Below are 18,718 nucleotides of genomic sequence, written 5' to 3' on the forward strand. Positions count from 1 at the left end.
CACACCTGACTGATTTGCCCCTCACACCACGAGGCACCCCATGATCCGCGAAGAATTCCTGCGCCTGGCCGCTGATGGCTACAACCGTATTCCGTTGGCCTGCGAAACCCTGGCCGACTTCGACACCCCGCTGTCGATCTACCTGAAACTGGCCGACCAGCCAAACTCCTACCTGCTCGAATCGGTGCAGGGTGGCGAAAAATGGGGCCGTTACTCGATCATCGGCCTGCCGTGCCGCACCGTGCTGCGGGTTCACGACCATCACGTAAGCATCACTGTTGATGGCGTCGAGACCGAAAGCCATGACGTCGAAGACCCGCTGGCCTTCGTCGAAACTTTCAAGGCCCGCTACAACGTGCCGACCATCGCCGGTCTGCCGCGCTTCAATGGTGGTCTGGTCGGCTACTTCGGTTACGACTGCGTGCGTTATGTCGAGAAGCGTCTGGGCAAATGCCCGAACCCTGATCCACTGGGCGTGCCGGACATTCTGCTGATGGTGTCCGATGCGGTGGTGGTGTTCGACAACCTCGCCGGCAAGATGCACGCGATTGTCCTCGCCGATCCGGCGCAAGCCGATGCTTACGAGCAGGGGCAGGCGCAATTGCAGGCACTGCTGGAGAAACTGCGCCAGCCGATCACCCCGCGCCGTGGCCTGGACTTCAGCAAGCAACAAGCGGCTGATCCGCTGTTCCGCTCCAGTTTCACCCAGAGCGACTACGAAAAAGCCGTCGACACCATCAAGGAATACATCCTCGCAGGCGACTGCATGCAAGTGGTGCCGTCGCAGCGCATGTCGATCGACTTCAAGGCCGCGCCGATCGATCTGTACCGCGCCCTGCGTTGCTTCAACCCGACGCCGTACATGTACTTCTTCAACTTCGGCGACTTCCACGTCGTCGGCAGTTCGCCGGAAGTGCTGGTGCGGGTCGAAGACAACCTGATCACCGTGCGCCCGATTGCCGGCACCCGCCCGCGTGGCGCCACCGAAGAGGCGGATCTGGCGCTGGAAGAAGACCTGCTGTCGGATGACAAAGAGATTGCCGAACACTTGATGCTGATCGACCTCGGTCGTAACGACACCGGTCGTGTCTCGGAAATCGGATCGGTGAAGCTCACCGAGAAAATGGTCATCGAGCGTTATTCCAACGTGATGCACATCGTCTCCAACGTCACCGGCCAGTTGAAGGCCGGGCTGACCGCGATGGACGCGCTGCGGGCGATTCTGCCGGCGGGCACTTTGTCTGGCGCACCGAAGATCCGTGCGATGGAAATCATCGACGAACTGGAGCCGGTCAAGCGTGGCGTGTATGGCGGTGCGGTCGGTTACTTCGCCTGGAACGGCAACATGGACACCGCGATTGCGATTCGTACCGCGGTGATCAAGAACGGTGAACTGCACGTGCAGGCCGGTGGCGGCATCGTGGCCGACTCGGTGCCGGCGCTGGAATGGGAAGAAACCCTGAACAAGCGCCGCGCGATGTTCCGTGCCGTGGCCCTGGCTGAGCAGACTCCGGACGCCTGATCCACATTGTCTCCTGTGGGAGCGAGCAGGCTCGCTCCCACATGGGCTTTACGGTCAGGCATAAAAAACGCGACACCCGTAAGGGCGCCGCGTTTTTTGTACCTGCCAAGCCCCTGTAGGAGCTGGCGCAGCCTGCGATCTTTTGCTTTTCCGCCTCAGAAGTCGAGACTGACCCCGACGTTCACCCCTTGCTGGGTAAAGTCATCATCCTTGCGCACGTTGTAGCTGGCGCGCAACGCCAAATCCTGCGTGAGCTTGTGGCTCACGCCCAGGTTCAGGCGATTGAGGTTGGTCTGCGGCTCGTAGCCTTCGAGCGTGAAGCGGTTGTTCGGCAAGCTGTTGAGGTTGATGGTCAGATCCTGGCGATCGTCGTTGTACTCACGTTCGTGAGCGAACTCGCCGAACACTTCGGTCTGCGCCGTGATCTGGTACTTGCCCTGAATACCCACGCCCAGACGCCGCGAGTTGCGCGACTGGTCATCGAAGGTCAGCGCCGTTGAGTCCGCGCCTTTTTCCGAGTAACCGTCGACCTCGACCTTGCCAAAGTCGGCGCTGACGAACGGCGACAGGTGCCACGGACTGCTGGCCTGCTGCGCGATGTCGTAGCCGATACGGCCGCTGATCGCCAGCACGTAGCCATCGGTATCGCCTTTCTCCCCGCGCTCGTTGACCCCGAGCTGGAATTTACGCTTGAGGCTGTCGTAGTCGAGCTTGCCGGCGGTCATCGCCAGATCGCCCCACCAGCGGTTTTGTTGATACTGGGCGAACGCGGTGCCCATGTAGGAGTTGAGTTTGTATTCCGAATCGGCGTCGCCGGCCTCGAGTTTCTGGTTATAGAAACCGGCGGCCAATCCGACACGCCAGGCGTCGTTGACGCGATAGCTGCCGCCGATGTTCAGGTTGTAGCCGTTGCCATCGGCACTGGCGGCGCTGTGCTGGCCGTCGAAGTCCTGATGCTGTCCGCCACCGGCGACAATCGCCCGCCATTGGCCCACGGCCTGCCAGTTTTCCCAGTCGGCCAGCCATTGGTTGCGCAGTTCATCCTGATGCGCGCGTAACGAACCCTGGGCCATTTCCGGCAGCAGGGTCAGTTCCCACGGGGCGGCCAGCAGCGAGTAGGCGTAGTCGGCAATCAGGCGCTGGCCTGCTTCGGTCGGGTGCACCGAGTCGTTGTAGATCAGCTTGGTCGGATCCGGCGTAGCGCTGTTGATGCCGTATCGGGCGTTCTCGGTGCAACTGTTGCCGCTGAAGCAGGTGGCCGTCAGGTTCTGGTCGGTCGCGAGGCCGAACTGCGCCGGGTTGGCGAACGCTTCTTTGAGCAGCACTGGAATGTTCAGTGGAATGATTTCGGCGTTGATGCCCTGCAACTGGCTGACCAGTTCGGTGTTGAATTGGGCGCTGAGCTGCGAGGTGAAGCTCTGCAGCGGCGAGCCGTTGATCGCCGGGGTCAGCCCGATGTCTGGCAACAGCCAGACCATGATGTATTTGGCGCCGGCACCTTGCAGCGTGCGCACGCTGTCGGCCAGTCGGTCGGCCGCCGAGCTGGCCTGATCGAGGCTGAGCACGCGGCCCTGAAGGAAGTCGTTGCCGCCCCCGGACAGGTAATACAGCGCGTTCGGATCAGCGCGGAAGCCATTCGACGGCAGGTAACCGCTGCGCGTGCGTTCACCGGTGGCGGACTGGGTGGTGATCGAGTCGAGGATCTGGTCGGTACGGTAACCACCCACCGCCCAGTTGTTGCCATCGGCCAGACCTTCACCGGCGCGCACGGCCGAGGACGAGGAGGCGGTCTGATCGGGGCTGAAACCCAGTTTGCCACCGATGATCTGGGTGGCGTTGAGGTCGCGGTTTTCCCCGGTGCCATCCTTGTACAACGGGCCGGTGCGGTTGGTGTAGCGCTGCGTGGCGCCGGCCGGGCCGCCGCTGTCCTTGAAGGTCCCGGCATCGTTCAGGCTGTCGCCGAACACGATGAAGTTGGAATAGGGCGCGGGTGCTGCGTAGGCCTGGGCGCAAGCCATGGCGAGCAGGCAACCGGCGAGCGGTACAAACAACGTCTGTTTGATCATGAGCAAGTCCGTTTATTTATTGTTGTAGGTGAACGAAACGACAGTACCAAAAACTCCCGGCATTTTGCCATCGGTCGCGAAGCCTCCCATAGTTTTGTCCCCCGTCAGCCCCGCCATATTGCACGCTCTGCCCAGCTAAGTTACTGTGCCGGAACGTATGAACGAGACCTTCCCCGTGTTGATCGTCAGCAAACTTCTGGATCAAGTCATCAAGGCACACGCCCGTTGGCGTTGGCGCGCCTGAATCCTTTCTGCCGGCCCGGCCGGATCTGTATCGCTTTGCCTTCCTTACCCGTTTGAAATGCCGCTGTGCCGACGCTCTCTGTGCGTCCGACATCGTGCAGCGCCCTGCGGGCAAGTCATCTGAAGGCTGTCTTCAAGTCAGAATTTAAGAGGTTCGAAACGCCATGTTGCTGATGATCGACAACTACGACTCCTTTACTTACAACGTTGTGCAATACCTCGGCGAGCTGGGTGCCGAGGTCAAAGTGGTGCGCAACGACGAACTGACCGTCGCCGAAATCGAAGCGCTCAACCCCGAGCGCATCGTAGTCTCGCCAGGTCCGTGCACGCCGACCGAAGCCGGCATCTCCATCGAAGCCATCAAATACTTCGCCGGCAAACTGCCAATTCTCGGCGTCTGCCTCGGTCATCAATCGATTGGCCAGGCGTTCGGTGGCGATGTGGTGCGCGCCCGTCAGGTGATGCACGGTAAGACTAGTCCGGTATTCCACGAGGACAAGGGCGTTTTCGCCGGTCTGAATCATCCGCTGACGGTTACCCGCTACCACTCGCTGATCGTCAAGCACGATACTTTGCCCGAGTGCCTGGAACTGACTGCATGGACCCGGCACGACGACGGTTCGGTCGACGAAATCATGGGCCTGCGGCACAAGACCCTGAACATTGAGGGCGTACAGTTCCACCCCGAGTCGATCCTCACCGAGCAGGGTCATGAACTGTTTGCCAACTTCCTCAAACAAACCGGCGGCACGCGCTAAGGACTCCCATGAATATCAAGACAGCCCTGAGCCGTATCGTCGAACACCTCGACCTCAGCACCGAAGAAATGCGCGACGTGATGCGCGAAATCATGACCGGGCAATGCACCGACGCACAGATCGGCGCATTCATGATGGCCATGCGCATGAAGAGCGAGAGCATCGACGAAATCGTCGGTGCCGTGTCGGTGATGCGTGAGCTGGCCGACCAGGTCGAACTCAAGACCCTCGACGGCGTGGTCGATGTAGTCGGCACCGGCGGTGACGGTGCGAACATCTTCAACGTGTCGACTGCTTCGGCGTTCGTTGTCGCGGCAGCCGGTTGCACCGTGGCCAAGCACGGCAACCGTGCGGTGTCGGGCAAGAGCGGCAGCGCCGACTTGCTGGAGGCCGCCGGTATCTACCTGAACCTGACCCCGGTGCAGGTTGCCCGTTGCATCGACAACGTCGGCATCGGTTTCATGTTTGCCCAGACTCACCACAAGGCGATGAAATACGCCGCCGGCCCGCGTCGCGATCTCGGCCTGCGTACGCTGTTCAACATGCTCGGCCCGCTTACGAATCCGGCCGGTGTCAAACATCAGGTGGTGGGCGTGTTTACTCCCGCGTTGTGCCGGCCATTGGCCGAAGTCTTGCAGCGCTTGGGCAGCAAACATGTGCTGGTAGTGCATTCGAAGGACGGTCTGGACGAGTTCAGTCTTGCCGCGCCAACCTTCGTCGCAGAGCTGAAGAACAACGAGATCACTGAATATTGGGTCGAGCCGGAAGATCTCGGCATGAAGAGCCAGAGTCTGCACGGTCTCTCGGTCGAAGGTCCGGAAGCATCGCTGGCGTTGATCCGTGATGCGTTGGGCAAACGCAAAACCGAAAGTGGCCAGAAAGCTGCTGAAATGATCGTGCTCAATGCCGGTGCGGCGCTGTATGCCGCCGACCTGGCGACCAGTCTCAAAGAAGGCGTGGCGCTCGCGCACGACGCCCTGCACACCGGTCTCGCTCGGGAAAAACTCGAGGAGTTGGGTGCCTTTACCGCGGTATTCAAAGTGGAGAATGAGGGATGAGTGTACCGACGGTTCTGGAAAACATTCTGGCGCGCAAAGTCCAGGAAGTCGCCGAGCGCAGCGCTCGCGTCAGCCTGAGCGAGCTGGAAAGTCTGGCCAAGGCGGCCGATGCACCCCGTGGTTTTGCCCAGGCATTGCTGGCGCAGGCCAAGAAGAAGCAACCGGCGGTGATCGCCGAAATCAAAAAGGCTTCGCCGAGCAAAGGCGTGATACGCGAGAACTTCGTGCCTGCCGACATCGCCAAGAGCTACGAGAAGGGCGGGGCGACCTGTCTTTCCGTGCTGACCGATATCGACTACTTCCAGGGCGCTGATGTCTACCTGCAACAGGCCCGCGCCGCGTGCAAATTGCCGGTGATCCGCAAAGACTTCATGATCGATCCGTACCAGATCGTCGAAGCCCGCGCGCTGGGCGCCGATTGCGTGCTGTTGATCGTCTCCGCACTGGACGACGTAAAAATGGCCGAGCTGGCCTCGGTGGCCAAAGGTGTCGGTCTCGATGTGCTGGTGGAAGTGCACGACGGCGATGAGCTGGAGCGCGCACTGAAAACCCTCGACACACCACTGGTCGGGGTCAATAACCGCAACCTGCACACGTTCGACGTCAGCCTGGAAACCACCCTCGACCTGCTGCCGCGCATTCCGCGCGACCGACTGGTGATTACCGAGAGTGGCATCCTTAACCGTGCCGATGTCGAGCTGATGGAAATCAGCGATGTGTATGCCTTTCTGGTGGGCGAAGCGTTCATGCGCGCGGAAAGCCCGGGCACCGAACTGCAACGCCTGTTCTTCCCGGAACGCGGCGTACCGGTCAGTGGTTCGACCCTCGACTGACCGAGTCGACCTCATTCGCGAGCAGGTTCGCTCCCACATTGGAATGCATTTCCCCTGTGGGAGCGAGCCTGCTCGCGAAGAGGCCCTCAAAATCCCTAAAGATTCCAGATCTGCCGGAGCCCTCCATGTCGCTGCCCATCTTCCTGACCATCGAGGCCGGCCTGCAAGCCGAACAAGACTTGCTCGCTTCCGTCTGCGCCGGCGACGCCGAATTTGGTCTGCTGTTCTGGCAACCCAGTGATAACGCCCTGGTCATGCCGCGCCGCCTCAATCGTCTGCCCGGTTTTGATCACGCCTGCGAAGTCTCCGCTGCAGCCGGTTGGCCAGTATTGCTGCGGGAAACCGGCGGTGAACCCGTCCCGCAGTCCTCCTCAACGATCAACATCGCACTGGTCTACGCCCCGCCCCGCAGCGAGGGCGATCTGAATCGCATCGAAACTGGCTATCGGCGTCTGTGCGATCCAATCTGTGAGTTGCTGGATGAGTTGGGCGGCACATCGTCGTTGGGCGAAATCGACGGTGCGTTCTGTGACGGCCGCTTCAACGTCAATCTCGACGGCCGCAAGATGGTCGGCACTGCTCAGCGCTGGCGCCAGAGTCAGGGCGGTCAGCGTCCGGTGGGGTTGGTGCACGGGGCAATGTTGATCGATAACGAGCGCGAGTCGATGGTCGCGGCGGTCAATCGTTTCAATGAAGCTTGCGGTCTGGAGCAGCGAGTGCGGGCTGAAAGCCACATTGCCCTGCATGAGAAGTTCGTCGCGCCAAATGCTTTGGCGCGTCTGGATGAGTTGTTTCGACGGATGCTGGCGCAGGTCTACAGCGCCTGATTCGGCGCGCTTAGCGGGTGCCGAAGACCACCATGGTCTTGCCTTTCACATCGACCAGGTTGCGTTCTTCAAGATCCTTGAGCACGCGACCGACCATCTCCCGCGAACAACCGACAATCCGCCCGATTTCTTGACGGGTCACCTTGATCTGCATGCCGTCCGGGTGAGTCATTGCGTCAGGCTGTTTGCACAACTCCAGCAGGCAACGGGCAACACGACCGGTAACGTCGAAGAACGCCAGATCGCCGACCTTGCGCGTGGTATTGCGCAGACGTTGTGCGATTTGTCCGCTGAGGACGTAAAGAATGTCGGGATCCTGCTGTGACAGTTCGCGGAACTTCACATAACTGATTTCGGCGATTTCACATTCAACCTTGGCCCGCACCCAGGCGCTGCGTTGCTGTTCCTGGCCTGCCTGCTCAAACAAACCCAGCTCGCCAAAGAAATCCCCGGCGTTGAGGTAGGCGATGATCATTTCGCGGCCGTCGTCATCTTCGATCAGGATCGTGACCGAACCCTTGATGATGAAGTACAGCGTGTCCGAACGATCGCCGGCGCAGATGATGTTGCTTTTGGCCGCATGGCGACGGCGTTGGCAATGCATCAACAGTTTGTCGAGGTTTTTGATTTTGGGTGTGGGGGTAATAGCAACCATGGTTGTATCCCGAAAAGACTGCACGGTGATGTTTGATTTTTATATGAGGCGCTGAAGGCGGTCGCTACACAGGCTGACAATTGGCGCCAGCGAATTGGCGCCAGCTTACCAGACACTTCGTCGAAAATTCGAGAAATTACCTACGCAGCATAGGCATCCTTCCCAGGAACGTGGGGCGCTGTCAGAGCAAAGGCCTGTGCTAAGCTGGCGACCCTTTTTTCTACAGTGGAGTCTTGGCGATGAAGGCACGCATCCAATGGGCTGGCGAAGCCATGTTCCTCGGCGAATCCGGTAGCGGTCATGTCGTGGTGATGGACGGTCCGCCCGACGCCGGTGGTCGTAATCTGGGTGTTCGCCCGATGGAAATGCTCCTGCTGGGCGTTGGCGGTTGCAGCAACTTCGACGTGGTGAGCATCTTGAAGAAATCGCGTCAGGCGGTTGAAAGCTGCGAAGCGTTCCTCGACGCCGAGCGCGCGACCGAAGACCCGAAGGTGTTCACCAAGATCCACATGCACTTCGTGGTCAAGGGCCGGGGCCTGAAAGAAGCGCAAGTCAAACGCGCCATCGAACTGTCTGCCGAGAAATATTGCTCGGCCTCGATCATGCTCGGCGCGGCCGGCGTGGCGATCACTCACGATTATGAAATCGTCGAACTCGGTTGAACCGACATTCAACTATCATAAAAGCAGTGCAGACTCTGGCGATCCCTCGCTGACGTCTGCATAATGCGCCACTTTTTTCAGGGCAGTGATCGGTCAGCCGACGGGTCATCCGCCTGAACAGATAACCAAAATCGCCATCGCGAAGAGGTGTTAACCGTCCTACGCAGGTGCGTTGTTCGCATTTGACGGGCATGCTTGATCACGCGGCTGCGCCGCATACATAGAGAGTTTTTAACGGTGAAAAGCAAACTCAAGCTCCACGGGTTCAATAACCTGACAAAGACCTTGAGCTTCAACATCTATGACATCTGCTACGCGGAAACCCCGCAAGACCAGCAGGCTTACGTCGAGTACATCAATCAAGAGTACAACGCCGAACGTCTGACGCAGATCCTCACGGAAGTTGTCGAAATCATTGGTGCCAACATTCTGAACATCGCGAGTCAGAACTATGAGCCTCAGGGTGCCAGCGTCACGATTCTGATCTCGGAAGAGCCGGTGACCCCGACTGACAGCCAGATCGAAGAGTCCCCGGGTCCATTGCCCGAAATCATCCTTGCCCACCTCGACAAGAGTCACATCACGGTGCATACCTATCCGGAAATCCATCCGGACGCCGGTATTGCGACGTTCCGTGTGGACATTGATGTGTCGACCTGTGGTGTCATTTCACCGCTTAAAGCGCTCAACTTCCTCATTCACCAGTTCGATTCGGACATCGTGACTGTGGATTACCGTGTGCGCGGCTTCACCCGTGACGTTGAAGGCAACAAGCACTTCATCGACCACGAGATCAACTCGATCCAGAACTACCTTTCCGAAGACACCCGCGATGCGTACCAGATGACCGACGTGAACGTGTACCAGGAAAACCTGTTCCACACCAAAATGCTGCTGAAGAACTTCGAACTGGACAACTACCTGTTCGGCGACGCCACCAGCAACCTGTCCTCCGAGCAGCGTGCTCAGGTGACCGAGCGTGTGAAACACGAAATGCTGGAAATCTTCTACGCGCGCAACATGCCGGCGTAAGATTCCCGGGCACAAAAAAGGCGACTACCGTGCGGTAGTCGCCTTTTTTATTGCCTAAACAGAACCCTGTGGGAGCGAGCTTGCTCGCGAAGGGGCCCTGCCAGACAACACTGAAGTCAGATCCTGTAGGTACTCTTGGTCATCACCTTCGCCAGCAGACTCATCCCGAACTTCACCGGTGCCGGAAAACGGAAACCACCCGCATCCAGTGCACTCTCCGCATGATGTTCTTCATCAATGCGCATCTGCTGCAAGATTGCCCGGGACTTCTCGTCTTCTGCCGGCAATTGCTCCAGGTGCTCGTTCAAGTGCTTGCACACCTGATGCTCGGTGGCCGCGACGAAACCGAGACTGACCTTGTCACTGATCAGGCCGGCCACAGCGCCGATGCCGAATGACATTCCATAGAACAGCGGATTGAGCACGCTGGTATGGCTGCCCAGCTGATGGATGCGCTGTTCGCACCACACCAGATGATCGATTTCCTCTTCGGCGGCATGCTCCATGGCGGCACGCACCTGCGGTAACTTGGCGGTCAGCGCCTGACCTTGGTACAGCGCTTGGGCGCACACTTCACCAGTGTGGTTGATGCGCATCAGGCCGGCGACGTGGCGAGTGTTTTCATCGCTCATCTGCACTTCCGGCTGCACAATCGCTGGCGACGGACGGTACGGCTGACCACTGAAAGGCAGCAGGGTACGCATCGCGGCATCGGCTTGCAGCAGTAGACGGTCAATCGGCGAGTAGTGACGTTGGGTAGTCATGCTGACCTCCGGGAAAAATCTCGACCGCCAGTTTAACCGAATCGGCCGGGGAAGGTTTGCGCTGGGTCATCAGTCACACTGGATGGGCTTTTTGCTTTATCTAGGAGCTGCCGAAGGCTGCGATCTTTGGTTCTTGTTTTTGATACTCGAAGATCAACAGATCGCAGCCTTCGGCAGCTCCTGCACAGGTTTGCTGGTATCAGCCCGGCGGCCAGTTCATCTGGCGCTGACCGAGTACATGCATATGAATGTGATAGACGGTCTGCCCACCTTTTTCATTGCAGTTCATCACCACCCGGAAGCCTTCCTCGCAGCCCAGTTCCAGCGCCAGACGCTGGGCGGTGAACAGGATGTGTCCGGCCAGTGCCTTGTCGTCTTCGGTCAGGTCGTTGAGGGTGCGCACCGGTTTCTTCGGGATCACCAGAAAGTGCACCGGTGCCTGAGGGGCGATGTCGTGGAACGCCAGAATCTGGTCGTCTTCGTAAATGATCTTGGCCGGGATTTCCCGGTTGATGATCTTGGTGAACAGAGTATCCACTGCTGTTTTCTCCGTTGTGGGGGCTGGCCTGAGTGTACTCATGGGAAATGACCGCGCCCAGTGATTTGCCGTAGGACAGTTCAGCGCGGGCAGTAAGCCTTGTTGACCATGCCGACGAGGGTGCGATTGAGCCAGCGCGAGCCGAGGCGCGGCAGGAACGCCAGCCAGCGGTTGCGTCGTCCCGGGATAATGATTGCGCGGTTTTTCTCCAGCGCACGCACGGTGTACAGCGCGACTTCCTCGGGGCTCATCAGCAGTTTGCTGTCCTTGAGTTTGTCGCTGTTGAGCTGCGCGGTGCGGAAAAATGCGGTGCGGGTCGGGCCGGGGCAAAGGACCGAGACTTTGACCGCGCTCTGTTTCAGTTCAACCCTCAGCGCTTCGGAGAAGTGCAGAACGTAAGCCTTGCTGGCGTAGTAAGTGCTCATCCACGGACCGGGATTGAACGCCGCCACTGAGGCGACGTTGAGGATCTGCCCGCCGCCCTGCAGCGCCATGCTGTTGCCGATGGCATGGCACAGACGGGTGAGGGCGAGGATGTTGACTTCGATCAGGTCCTGCTCGGTCATCCAGTCCTGGGCGAGGAATGGGCCGCAGGTACCGATGCCGGCGCAATTGACCAGTAGATCGATCTGCCGGTCGCCTTCTTCCAGCTCCAGCAGGAAGCCGGACAAGCGCAATGGCTCGCCCAGATCGCAGGCGCGGAACAAGACTTCCACGCCAAAGCGCTGGGTCAGTTCGATCGCGATACTTTCCAGCTGATCACGCTGGCGAGCCACCAGAATCAGGCTGCGGCCACGTCGGGCCAGCGCTTCGGCCATGGCCAGGCCGATGCCGCTGGAGGCGCCAGTGATCAGAGCGTAACGGGTCATGCAATTCTCCATCGCAACAGCTCCACGCCAGCGACGCAGGTGTCACGGCGGAGAGCGTTGTTCATTCTTTCGCAGAGTCTACAGGGGCCGGGGCCGCTTCGGCTGCATCGTCCACGGAATTCGCAGGTTCAGTTTCGACCTCGACTTCATCGGTGGTGACCGAGCCGCTTTCATAGCTGCTCTCAAGGTTGGTTTCATATTCTTGCTGAATGGCCGAAATACCGCCGAGCATGCCGCCGGCAAATACCAGGGCGAAGAACACGATCCACAACGAGCACAGCACTTTGACCGCAGTACTGTTGGGCGGTGGCGGCGGCCCGTAGCGGTTGGCCCCGGTGTTGCCCGGCACGACCATGATCACCAGCGGGAAGAAGCTGCCCACGAACGGCACCAGATTCAGCAGCCAGAGCCAGCCGGACCAGCCGATGTCGTGCAGGCGCTGCACACTGAACAGAATGCTGACAATGATAAAGCCGAGGAACAGGAAGAACGCGAGTATCCCGCCGATGATCAGGCCGGTGGTTGAGTCGCCGCTGACCAGTCCGAGCCCGATAAACGCGAATATCGCCACGATCGGCAGAGTCACCAGGCTCAGCACCATCGTCCAGGCCAAAAAGCGCAGGCGACCGATCCGGCCTTCGACGCTGAAGGGCTTGAGCACTGCGAATGCTGGCAGGTTTTCGCCGACGTTGGCCCGAGGTGGCGCATAGGGTGATGCGGGTTCGTTGAAAGTCGCCGGTTGTTCATGCACGTCCGACAGACTCAGTTCAATCGCCGTTTCGCTTTCGATCCGCGCATCGATCCCGGTCTTGCTCAGTGCTTGCAGATAGGTCTGCGCATCGCTGTGGGTCAGGTCGCGTTTGAGGGCTACGGTGCTGCCGTTGAACAGGCGCTCGATGGCGGCAACATCGCTTTTGAACAGGGCCGCCAGATTGAGCTTGGCGGTGGTGAGATCGACACCGGGCTGTAGAGCACCGTCGAAAACGATCTTGTAGCGAGGTTCGCTCATGGCCGAGGCATCCTTGTCGCGAATGAATTGAAGGTCAGCAAGTGTAAGGCCAGTCACTCGAAGACTGGCTTGAATTTTCTCAGCGTGGCCAACGCTTCGGCAACTGCGCCGCATGCTCCAGCGCCTGACGATATTCCGCGTCGAGCCGGGCGATCAACTGATCCACGCTCGGCAGGTCGTCAATCTGGCCAACGCCCTGGCCGGCCGACCACACGGTCTTCCAGGCCTTGGCTTCATCGTTGATCGGTTTGAGCTTGTCACCGAAATTGACCTCGCCCTTGCCCTGCAGCGCGGCCATGTCGAAACCCGCCGCCTCCAGGCTTTGACGCATGAAGCTGGCCGGTACTCCGGAGACTGCAGGAGTATGAATGATGTCCGCCGCCTTGGCCGTCAGCAGCATGTCCTTATAGGCGTCAGGCGCATGACTTTCGGTGGTGCCGATAAATCGCGTACCGAAGTAGGCCAAATCCGCGCCGAGCAGCTGTGCGGCCAAAATCTCATGGCCGTGGTTCAGACATCCGGCAAGCAACAGGGTTTTATCGAAGAATTCACGGATCTCGGCGATCAGTGCAAACGGACTCCAGGTGCCGGCATGGCCGCCGGCGCCCGCCGCGACGGCGATCAAGCCGTCGACTCCGGCTTCGGCGGCTTTCTCGGCATGCCGGCGCGTGGTCACATCGTGGAACACCAGACCGCCGTAGCTGTGCACGGCATCCACCAGCTCCTTCACCGCGCCGAGGCTGGTGATGACAATCGGCACCTTGTGCTCGACGCAGATGTTCAGATCCGCCTGCAGGCGCGGATTGCTGTTATGCACGATCAGGTTCACCGCATACGGCGCCGGGTTGTCCAGTGTCGCCAGGCCCGCTTCAATCTCCTCCAGCCAGGCCTTGAAGCCGCTGCTTTCACGCTGGTTCAGCGCCGGGAAGCTGCCAACCACGCCGTTACGGCAGCAGGCGAGCACCAGCTCCGGGTTGGAGATCAGGAACATCGGCGCCGCCACTATCGGCAAGCGCAGACGTTGTTCGAGCAAAGCGGGCAGCGACATTGGAAATCCCCCGAGGTGTGACTGTTATGAAGTTAGAACGGCTTGACCACGACCAGAATTACGATAGCCAGCAATATCAGAACCGGCACTTCATTGAACCAGCGATAAAAGACATGGCTGCGGGTGTTCTCGCCACGGGCGAAGCGTTTTACCTGCGCACCGCACATGTGGTGGTAGCCGATCAGCAAGACCACCAGGGTCAGTTTGGCGTGAATCCAGCCGCCCATGCTGAAGATGCCCGGATTGAGGTAGATCAGCCAGCCGCCGAAAATCAGCGTGGCGATCATCGCCGGGCCCATGATGCCGCGATACAGCTTGCGCTCCATGAGGCTGAAGCGTTCCTTGCTGATCGCGTCTTCACTTTGCGCGTGATAAACGAACAGCCGCGGCAAGTAGAACAGCCCGGCAAACCAGCAGACGACGCTGACGATGTGAAACGCTTTGATCCATAGATAGAGCATTTTTGGTTATTCCCAGGTTCACGGTAGCCGGGATAGTAGAGGCTTGAGCGTCCGCACGTCACCTTGATGGTTGTCGCAGGGGCGCGCGGCCCCTATTATCGACGGCTTTCCAGTGGGTTCGTTGAGGGCAGGTTTATGGTCAAGGTCGGTATCGTCGGCGGCACGGGTTACACCGGTGTCGAACTGCTGCGTCTGTTGGCACAGCATCCGCAGGCAGAAGTGGTGGTGATCACTTCCCGATCCGAGGCCGGTCTGGCCGTGGCTGACATGTACCCGAACCTGCGCGGTCACTACGACGGTCTGGCGTTCAGCGTGCCGGACATCAAAACCCTGGGCGCGTGTGATGTGGTGTTCTTCGCCACCCCGCACGGCGTTGCCCATGCGTTGGCCGGTGAACTGTTGGCGGCGGGCACCAAGGTCATCGACCTGTCAGCGGACTTCCGGTTGCAGGACGCTGAAGAATGGGCCAAGTGGTATGGCCAGCCACACGGTGCGCCGGAGTTGCTGGACGAAGCGGTCTACGGCCTGCCGGAAGTCAATCGCGAGCAGATCAAGAAAGCACGTCTGATCGCCGTACCGGGTTGCTATCCAACCGCCACACAGTTGGGTTTCCTGCCGCTGCTTGAAGCGGGTCTGGCTGATACTTCGCGTCTGATCGCCGACTGCAAATCCGGCGTCAGCGGTGCTGGTCGCGGTGCTTCTGTAGGCTCGCTGTATTCCGAGACGTCGGAAAGCATGAAGGCTTATGCGGTGAAAGGTCACCGTCATCTGCCGGAAATTCGCCAGGGTCTGCGTCGCGCTGCGGGCAAGGATGTCGGTCTGACCTTCGTTCCGCACCTGACGCCGATGATCCGTGGCATTCACTCCACGCTCTACGCGACCGTGGTTGATCGTTCGGTGGATCTGCAGGCTCTGTTCGAAAAGCGTTATGCCAACGAGCCGTTCGTCGATGTGATGCCGGCCGGCAGCCATCCGGAAACCCGCAGCGTGCGTGGTGCCAACGTCTGCCGCATCGCCGTGCACCGCCCGCAGGATGGCGATCTGGTGGTGGTGCTGTCGGTGATCGACAACCTGGTCAAAGGCGCGTCGGGTCAGGCGGTGCAGAACATGAACATCCTGTTCGGCCTGGATGAGCGTTTCGGCCTGTCCCACGCCGGTATGCTGCCGTAACACGTTCGGCAACACAGCAAAAAGGCCCGTCTGACGGGCCTTTTTGCATTCCGGACAGTTAGTAGGGTTTATTGATATACCGTAACAATAGTTGACCGATTTTCTAGGACAAGCGGATAATGCGCGTCATCACGCATTATGGCGGCGTAAACGCCGGGAGATAGTCAGCATGAGCGTCGAATCCTTCACCCCCACGGCTTTGCAATTCACCCAAGGTGCTGCGCACAAGGTGAAGAGCCTGGTCGATGAAGAGGGGAATGATCGCTTGAAGCTGCGCGTATTTGTTACGGGCGGCGGTTGTTCAGGGTTTCAGTACGGCTTCACCTTCGATGAAGATGTGGCCGAGGACGACACCATCGTCGAGCGCGAAGGCGTGAGCCTGGTGGTGGATCCGATGAGCTTCCAGTATCTGGCGGGTGCCGAAGTGGATTACCAGGAAGGTCTGGAAGGTTCGCGCTTTGTGATCAAGAACCCGAACGCCACCACTACTTGTGGTTGCGGCTCTTCGTTCTCGATCTGATCGCTCCTCGCTGCACACAACAAAACGCCGCAGAGCCTTACGGTTCTGCGGCGTTTTTTGTTGCCTGCGTTTTGCTCAGTTGGGGTAGATGGCGCCGAGTACCCGCAGACCTTTGGCGCCCGTGACGCTCGGGCGGTTGGCAGCAATGCCTTCGAGGCAGCAATGAGCAAGCCAGGCGAAGGCCATTGCCTCGACCCAGTCCGGATCGACGCCGTGAGTGGCGGTGCTGGCGACGGTGGCGTTAGGCAGCAGGTCGGCAAGACGTTTCATCAGCGTAGCGTTGTGAGCGCCGCCGCCGCAGACCAACATTTCCCGCGTATCGGATTGAGCGCTTTGCAGCGACTCGACGATGGTCTGCGCCGTCAGTTCGAGCAGCGTTGCCTGAACGTTTTCAGCGGCGAAGCTCGGCAAATTTGAGAGGTGGTGCTCCAGCCACGGCAGGTTGAACACTTCCCGGCCAGTGCTCTTCGGGCCTTTGGTCACGAAGAACGGGTCGCCGAGCAGAGCTTTCAGCAAGACTGGCTCGACCGTGCCGGTGGCTGCCCACTGGCCGTTGCGATCATAGTTCTCGCCGCGTTGCTGATGAATCCAGGCATCCATCAGCACATTCCCAGGGCCGCAGTCGAAACCGGCTACAGGCCTGGTCGGTTCTATCAGACTGAGATTGCTGAAACCGCCGACATTCAGGACTGCGCGGTTGCCGTTACGCTCTTCGAACAAAGCCTCATGGAAGGCTGGTACCAGCGGGGCACCCTGACCGCCAGCAGCCACGTCGCGGCTGCGGAAGTCGCTAACCACGGTGATGCCGGTCAGCTCGGTCAGTAGTGCGGGATTGCCGATCTGCACTGTGAAGCCACGAGCGGGCTCATGGCGAATGGTCTGGCCATGGCTGCCGATTGCACGAATGGCTTCAGGCTTCAGTTGCTGCTGATCGAGGACGGTATGGATGCCCTGGGCCGCTAGTTTTACCCAGTGCTGCTGGGCGATCGCCGAGCGGGCAATCTCGTCGGGGCCGCTGGCGCACAAGCCAAGCAGCTCGGCGCGCAGGGTTTCAGGCATGGGGATGTAATGCGTGGCGATCAGTTTGATCGCCGAGGTCTGCTCGATCAGGGCGATGTCCAGCCCATCGAGACTGGTGCCGGACATCACGCCGATATAAAGAGCCATGGCTTAGCGCTTGCTCGAAGCCAGCATGGTGGCCTTCTCTTGATCCATGCGCGTCATCAACGGCTGGCTCTGCGCAAGGAAGCGTGCGCGCTCGGACTTGGCGATCGGATCTGCCATCGGCAGCTTCTGGCCCAGCGGGTCGACGTGAACACCGTTGACCTGGAACTCATAGTGCAAGTGCGGTCCAGTGGACAGGCCGGTGGTACCAATGTAACCGATCACTTGGCCCTGCTTGACGCTGCCGCCGGTTTTCACGCCTTTGGCGAAGCCTTGCATGTGGCCATACAGCGTGCGGTAGGTATTGCCGTGCTGGATGATCACCGTGTTGCCGTAGCCACCGCGGCGACCGGCCAGCAGCACTTTACCGTCGCCGGCAGCCTTGATCGGCGTACCGCGTGGGGCCGCGTAATCGACACCCTTGTGGGCGCGGATCTTGTTGAGGATCGGGTGTTTGCGGCCCATGGAGAATTTCGAACTGATGCGGGCGAAGTCCACCGGGGTACGGATGAAAGCCTTACGCATGCTGTTGCCATCAGCGGTGTAATAGCTGCTGTTGCCTTGTTTGTTGGTGTAACGCACGGCGGTGTAGGTCTTGCCGCGGTTGGTGAAGCGTGCAGACAGAATCGGGCCGGTGCCCACTGCCTTGCCGTTGACCACTTTCTGCTCGTAGATCACGTCGAATTCGTCACCTTGACGGATGTCCTGAGCGAAGTCGACGTCGTAGCCGAAGACGCTGGCCATATCCATGGTCAGGCTATGGGACAGGCCTGCACGGGCAGCGGATTGTGACAGGGAGCTATTGATCACGCCGTGCACGTAAGCCGTGCGAACGGTCGGCTTTGCGGTGACGCGGTTGAATGCATAGCCCTTGTCGTTCTTGGTCAGGGTGATGATTTCAACGTCGCTGACCTTGCTGTGCAGGCTGGTCAGTTGGCCTTGCGGGTCCAGTTCGAACTCAAGCTTCTGGCCGTGCTTGAGCTGGCTGAATTGTTTGGCTTGTTTGTCGCTCGCCAGGACTTCATGCACGGCGGCGGCTGGCAGACCGACTTTCTCGAACAGTGTAGAGAGCGTATCTCCTTTGGAGACAACGACTTCGCGGTGTCCTGGAGCTTTTGGTTTTTCGGCAACCGGAGCGGGCGCAGGTGCGGCTTCAGCGGTTTGCGGAGTGTCTTCGGTGCTGTTTTCGATCTGGGCGAAAGGTGAGGTTACTGGCTCATTTGTGGCTTGAGCCGCGTCAGCAGCGTCTTGATCTTGTGTCAGTTGTTCAGCAGGACTTTCCAGTTCAAGGCTCAGGGTCGTCTTTTTGGCTTCAACATCACTGGAAGGGAATACCAGGAGCGCCAGGCTGAGAAGGGCGGCGATTCCACTCGCGGCGAGCAGGTGGGTCTTCGGGTAAAGCGGTGGCGCTTTAGACGGTTCAGTGGTCATAAGTATTTTTGACTTTGAAAAAAGATGAATTGGAAAAGATGAATGACATGATGAAGATGAAATAACTGTATAAAATATAACCAAATCA

19 protein-coding genes are annotated in these 18,718 nt (G+C 59.4%); 9 read left to right on the forward strand and 10 right to left on the reverse strand.

Going from position 1 to position 18,718, the window contains the following annotated elements:
• Window positions 1–40: 40 nt before the first annotated feature.
• Window positions 41–1,522, forward strand: coding sequence for an anthranilate synthase component I (trpE, locus tag AB1J88_RS23585; protein ID WP_047596415.1), 1,482 nt, complete (start codon window positions 41–43; stop codon window positions 1,520–1,522).
• A gap of 155 nt (window positions 1,523–1,677) precedes the next feature.
• Here the strand turns inward: trpE and estP are convergent, their stop codons facing one another.
• On the reverse strand, window positions 1,678–3,588 hold the full coding sequence (estP, locus tag AB1J88_RS23590; protein ID WP_430292094.1) for an esterase EstP: 1,911 nt from the start codon (window positions 3,586–3,588) through the stop codon (window positions 1,678–1,680).
• A 407-nt stretch (window positions 3,589–3,995) separates the two neighbouring features.
• Here estP and AB1J88_RS23595 point away from each other — a divergent pair, with 407 nt between their 5' ends.
• From AB1J88_RS23595 to AB1J88_RS23610, 4 genes are all read left to right on the forward strand, one after another.
• Complete coding sequence (locus AB1J88_RS23595) at window positions 3,996–4,589, forward strand: aminodeoxychorismate/anthranilate synthase component II (protein WP_198758988.1); 594 nt, start codon at window positions 3,996–3,998, stop codon at window positions 4,587–4,589.
• An 8-nt stretch (window positions 4,590–4,597) separates the two neighbouring features.
• On the forward strand, window positions 4,598–5,647 hold the full coding sequence (gene trpD, locus AB1J88_RS23600) for an anthranilate phosphoribosyltransferase (protein ID WP_047296957.1): 1,050 nt from the start codon (window positions 4,598–4,600) through the stop codon (window positions 5,645–5,647).
• Window positions 5,644–6,480 carry an indole-3-glycerol phosphate synthase TrpC gene (gene trpC / locus AB1J88_RS23605; RefSeq protein ID WP_108183973.1) on the forward strand — a complete coding sequence of 279 codons (837 nt, stop codon included), beginning with the start codon at window positions 5,644–5,646 and terminating at the stop codon, window positions 6,478–6,480. The genes trpD and trpC overlap by 4 nt, the downstream gene beginning before the upstream one ends.
• A 125-nt stretch (window positions 6,481–6,605) precedes the next feature.
• Entirely contained in the window at window positions 6,606–7,307 is a 702-nt protein-coding gene (locus AB1J88_RS23610) for a lipoate--protein ligase family protein (protein ID WP_108183972.1), read from the forward strand.
• Between the two features lie 10 nt (window positions 7,308–7,317).
• Here the strand turns inward: AB1J88_RS23610 and crp are convergent, their stop codons facing one another.
• On the reverse strand, window positions 7,318–7,962 hold the full coding sequence (gene crp, locus AB1J88_RS23615) for a cAMP-activated global transcriptional regulator CRP (RefSeq protein ID WP_007966430.1): 645 nt from the start codon (window positions 7,960–7,962) through the stop codon (window positions 7,318–7,320).
• 239 nt (window positions 7,963–8,201) lie between these two features.
• On the opposite strand from crp, the gene AB1J88_RS23620 reads away from it, so the two are divergent.
• Both AB1J88_RS23620 and speD read left to right on the forward strand, forming a co-directional pair.
• Window positions 8,202–8,624, forward strand: coding sequence for an OsmC family protein (locus AB1J88_RS23620; RefSeq protein WP_016772921.1), 423 nt, complete (start codon window positions 8,202–8,204; stop codon window positions 8,622–8,624).
• A 237-nt stretch (window positions 8,625–8,861) separates the two neighbouring features.
• Window positions 8,862–9,656 (forward strand): adenosylmethionine decarboxylase, encoded by a 795-nt coding sequence (gene speD / locus AB1J88_RS23625; protein ID WP_027610737.1) that lies wholly within the window; start codon window positions 8,862–8,864, stop codon window positions 9,654–9,656.
• A gap of 116 nt (window positions 9,657–9,772) precedes the next feature.
• On the opposite strand, the gene coq7 is transcribed toward speD, so the two are convergent.
• The 6 genes from coq7 to hemJ form a co-directional block, all read right to left on the reverse strand.
• On the reverse strand, window positions 9,773–10,420 hold the full coding sequence (coq7, locus tag AB1J88_RS23630; protein ID WP_025113536.1) for a 2-polyprenyl-3-methyl-6-methoxy-1,4-benzoquinone monooxygenase: 648 nt from the start codon (window positions 10,418–10,420) through the stop codon (window positions 9,773–9,775).
• 199 nt (window positions 10,421–10,619) lie between these two features.
• Complete coding sequence (locus AB1J88_RS23635; RefSeq protein ID WP_430292095.1) at window positions 10,620–10,958, reverse strand: histidine triad nucleotide-binding protein; 339 nt, start codon at window positions 10,956–10,958, stop codon at window positions 10,620–10,622.
• An 80-nt stretch (window positions 10,959–11,038) separates the two neighbouring features.
• The gene (locus AB1J88_RS23640; protein ID WP_041070136.1) at window positions 11,039–11,827 is read right to left on the reverse strand and encodes an SDR family NAD(P)-dependent oxidoreductase; all 789 of its coding nucleotides are present in this window, start codon (window positions 11,825–11,827) and stop codon (window positions 11,039–11,041) included.
• Between the two features lie 61 nt (window positions 11,828–11,888).
• Window positions 11,889–12,836, reverse strand: coding sequence for a DUF805 domain-containing protein (locus AB1J88_RS23645; protein ID WP_430292096.1), 948 nt, complete (start codon window positions 12,834–12,836; stop codon window positions 11,889–11,891).
• Between the two features lie 79 nt (window positions 12,837–12,915).
• Entirely contained in the window at window positions 12,916–13,884 is a 969-nt protein-coding gene (locus AB1J88_RS23650; RefSeq protein ID WP_430292097.1) for an NAD(P)H-dependent flavin oxidoreductase, read from the reverse strand.
• A gap of 32 nt (window positions 13,885–13,916) precedes the next feature.
• Window positions 13,917–14,345: a protoporphyrinogen oxidase HemJ gene (hemJ, locus tag AB1J88_RS23655; protein ID WP_027610742.1), complete on the reverse strand. Its 429-nt coding sequence runs from the start codon at window positions 14,343–14,345 to the stop codon at window positions 13,917–13,919.
• A 135-nt stretch (window positions 14,346–14,480) separates the two neighbouring features.
• On the opposite strand from hemJ, the gene argC reads away from it, so the two are divergent.
• Both argC and erpA read left to right on the forward strand, forming a co-directional pair.
• Window positions 14,481–15,515, forward strand: a complete 1,035-nt coding sequence (gene argC / locus AB1J88_RS23660) for an N-acetyl-gamma-glutamyl-phosphate reductase (RefSeq protein WP_047296942.1) — start codon at window positions 14,481–14,483, stop codon at window positions 15,513–15,515.
• 169 nt (window positions 15,516–15,684) lie between these two features.
• Window positions 15,685–16,035 (forward strand): iron-sulfur cluster insertion protein ErpA, encoded by a 351-nt coding sequence (erpA, locus tag AB1J88_RS23665; RefSeq protein ID WP_003228776.1) that lies wholly within the window; start codon window positions 15,685–15,687, stop codon window positions 16,033–16,035.
• Window positions 16,036–16,110: 75 nt separating this feature from the next.
• Here the strand turns inward: erpA and AB1J88_RS23670 are convergent, their stop codons facing one another.
• Together AB1J88_RS23670 and AB1J88_RS23675 are read right to left on the reverse strand one after the other, a co-directional pair.
• A complete protein-coding gene (locus AB1J88_RS23670) occupies window positions 16,111–17,202 on the reverse strand; it encodes an anhydro-N-acetylmuramic acid kinase (protein WP_430292098.1) in 1,092 nt (363 codons plus the stop codon).
• 3 nt (window positions 17,203–17,205) lie between these two features.
• Window positions 17,206–18,630, reverse strand: a complete 1,425-nt coding sequence (locus AB1J88_RS23675; RefSeq protein ID WP_430292099.1) for a peptidoglycan DD-metalloendopeptidase family protein — start codon at window positions 18,628–18,630, stop codon at window positions 17,206–17,208.
• Window positions 18,631–18,718: the final 88 nt, after the last annotated feature.

The sequence above is a fragment of the Pseudomonas sp. S8 genome, assembly GCF_050473925.1.
Lineage (GTDB): Bacteria > Pseudomonadota > Gammaproteobacteria > Pseudomonadales > Pseudomonadaceae > Aquipseudomonas > Aquipseudomonas parakoreensis.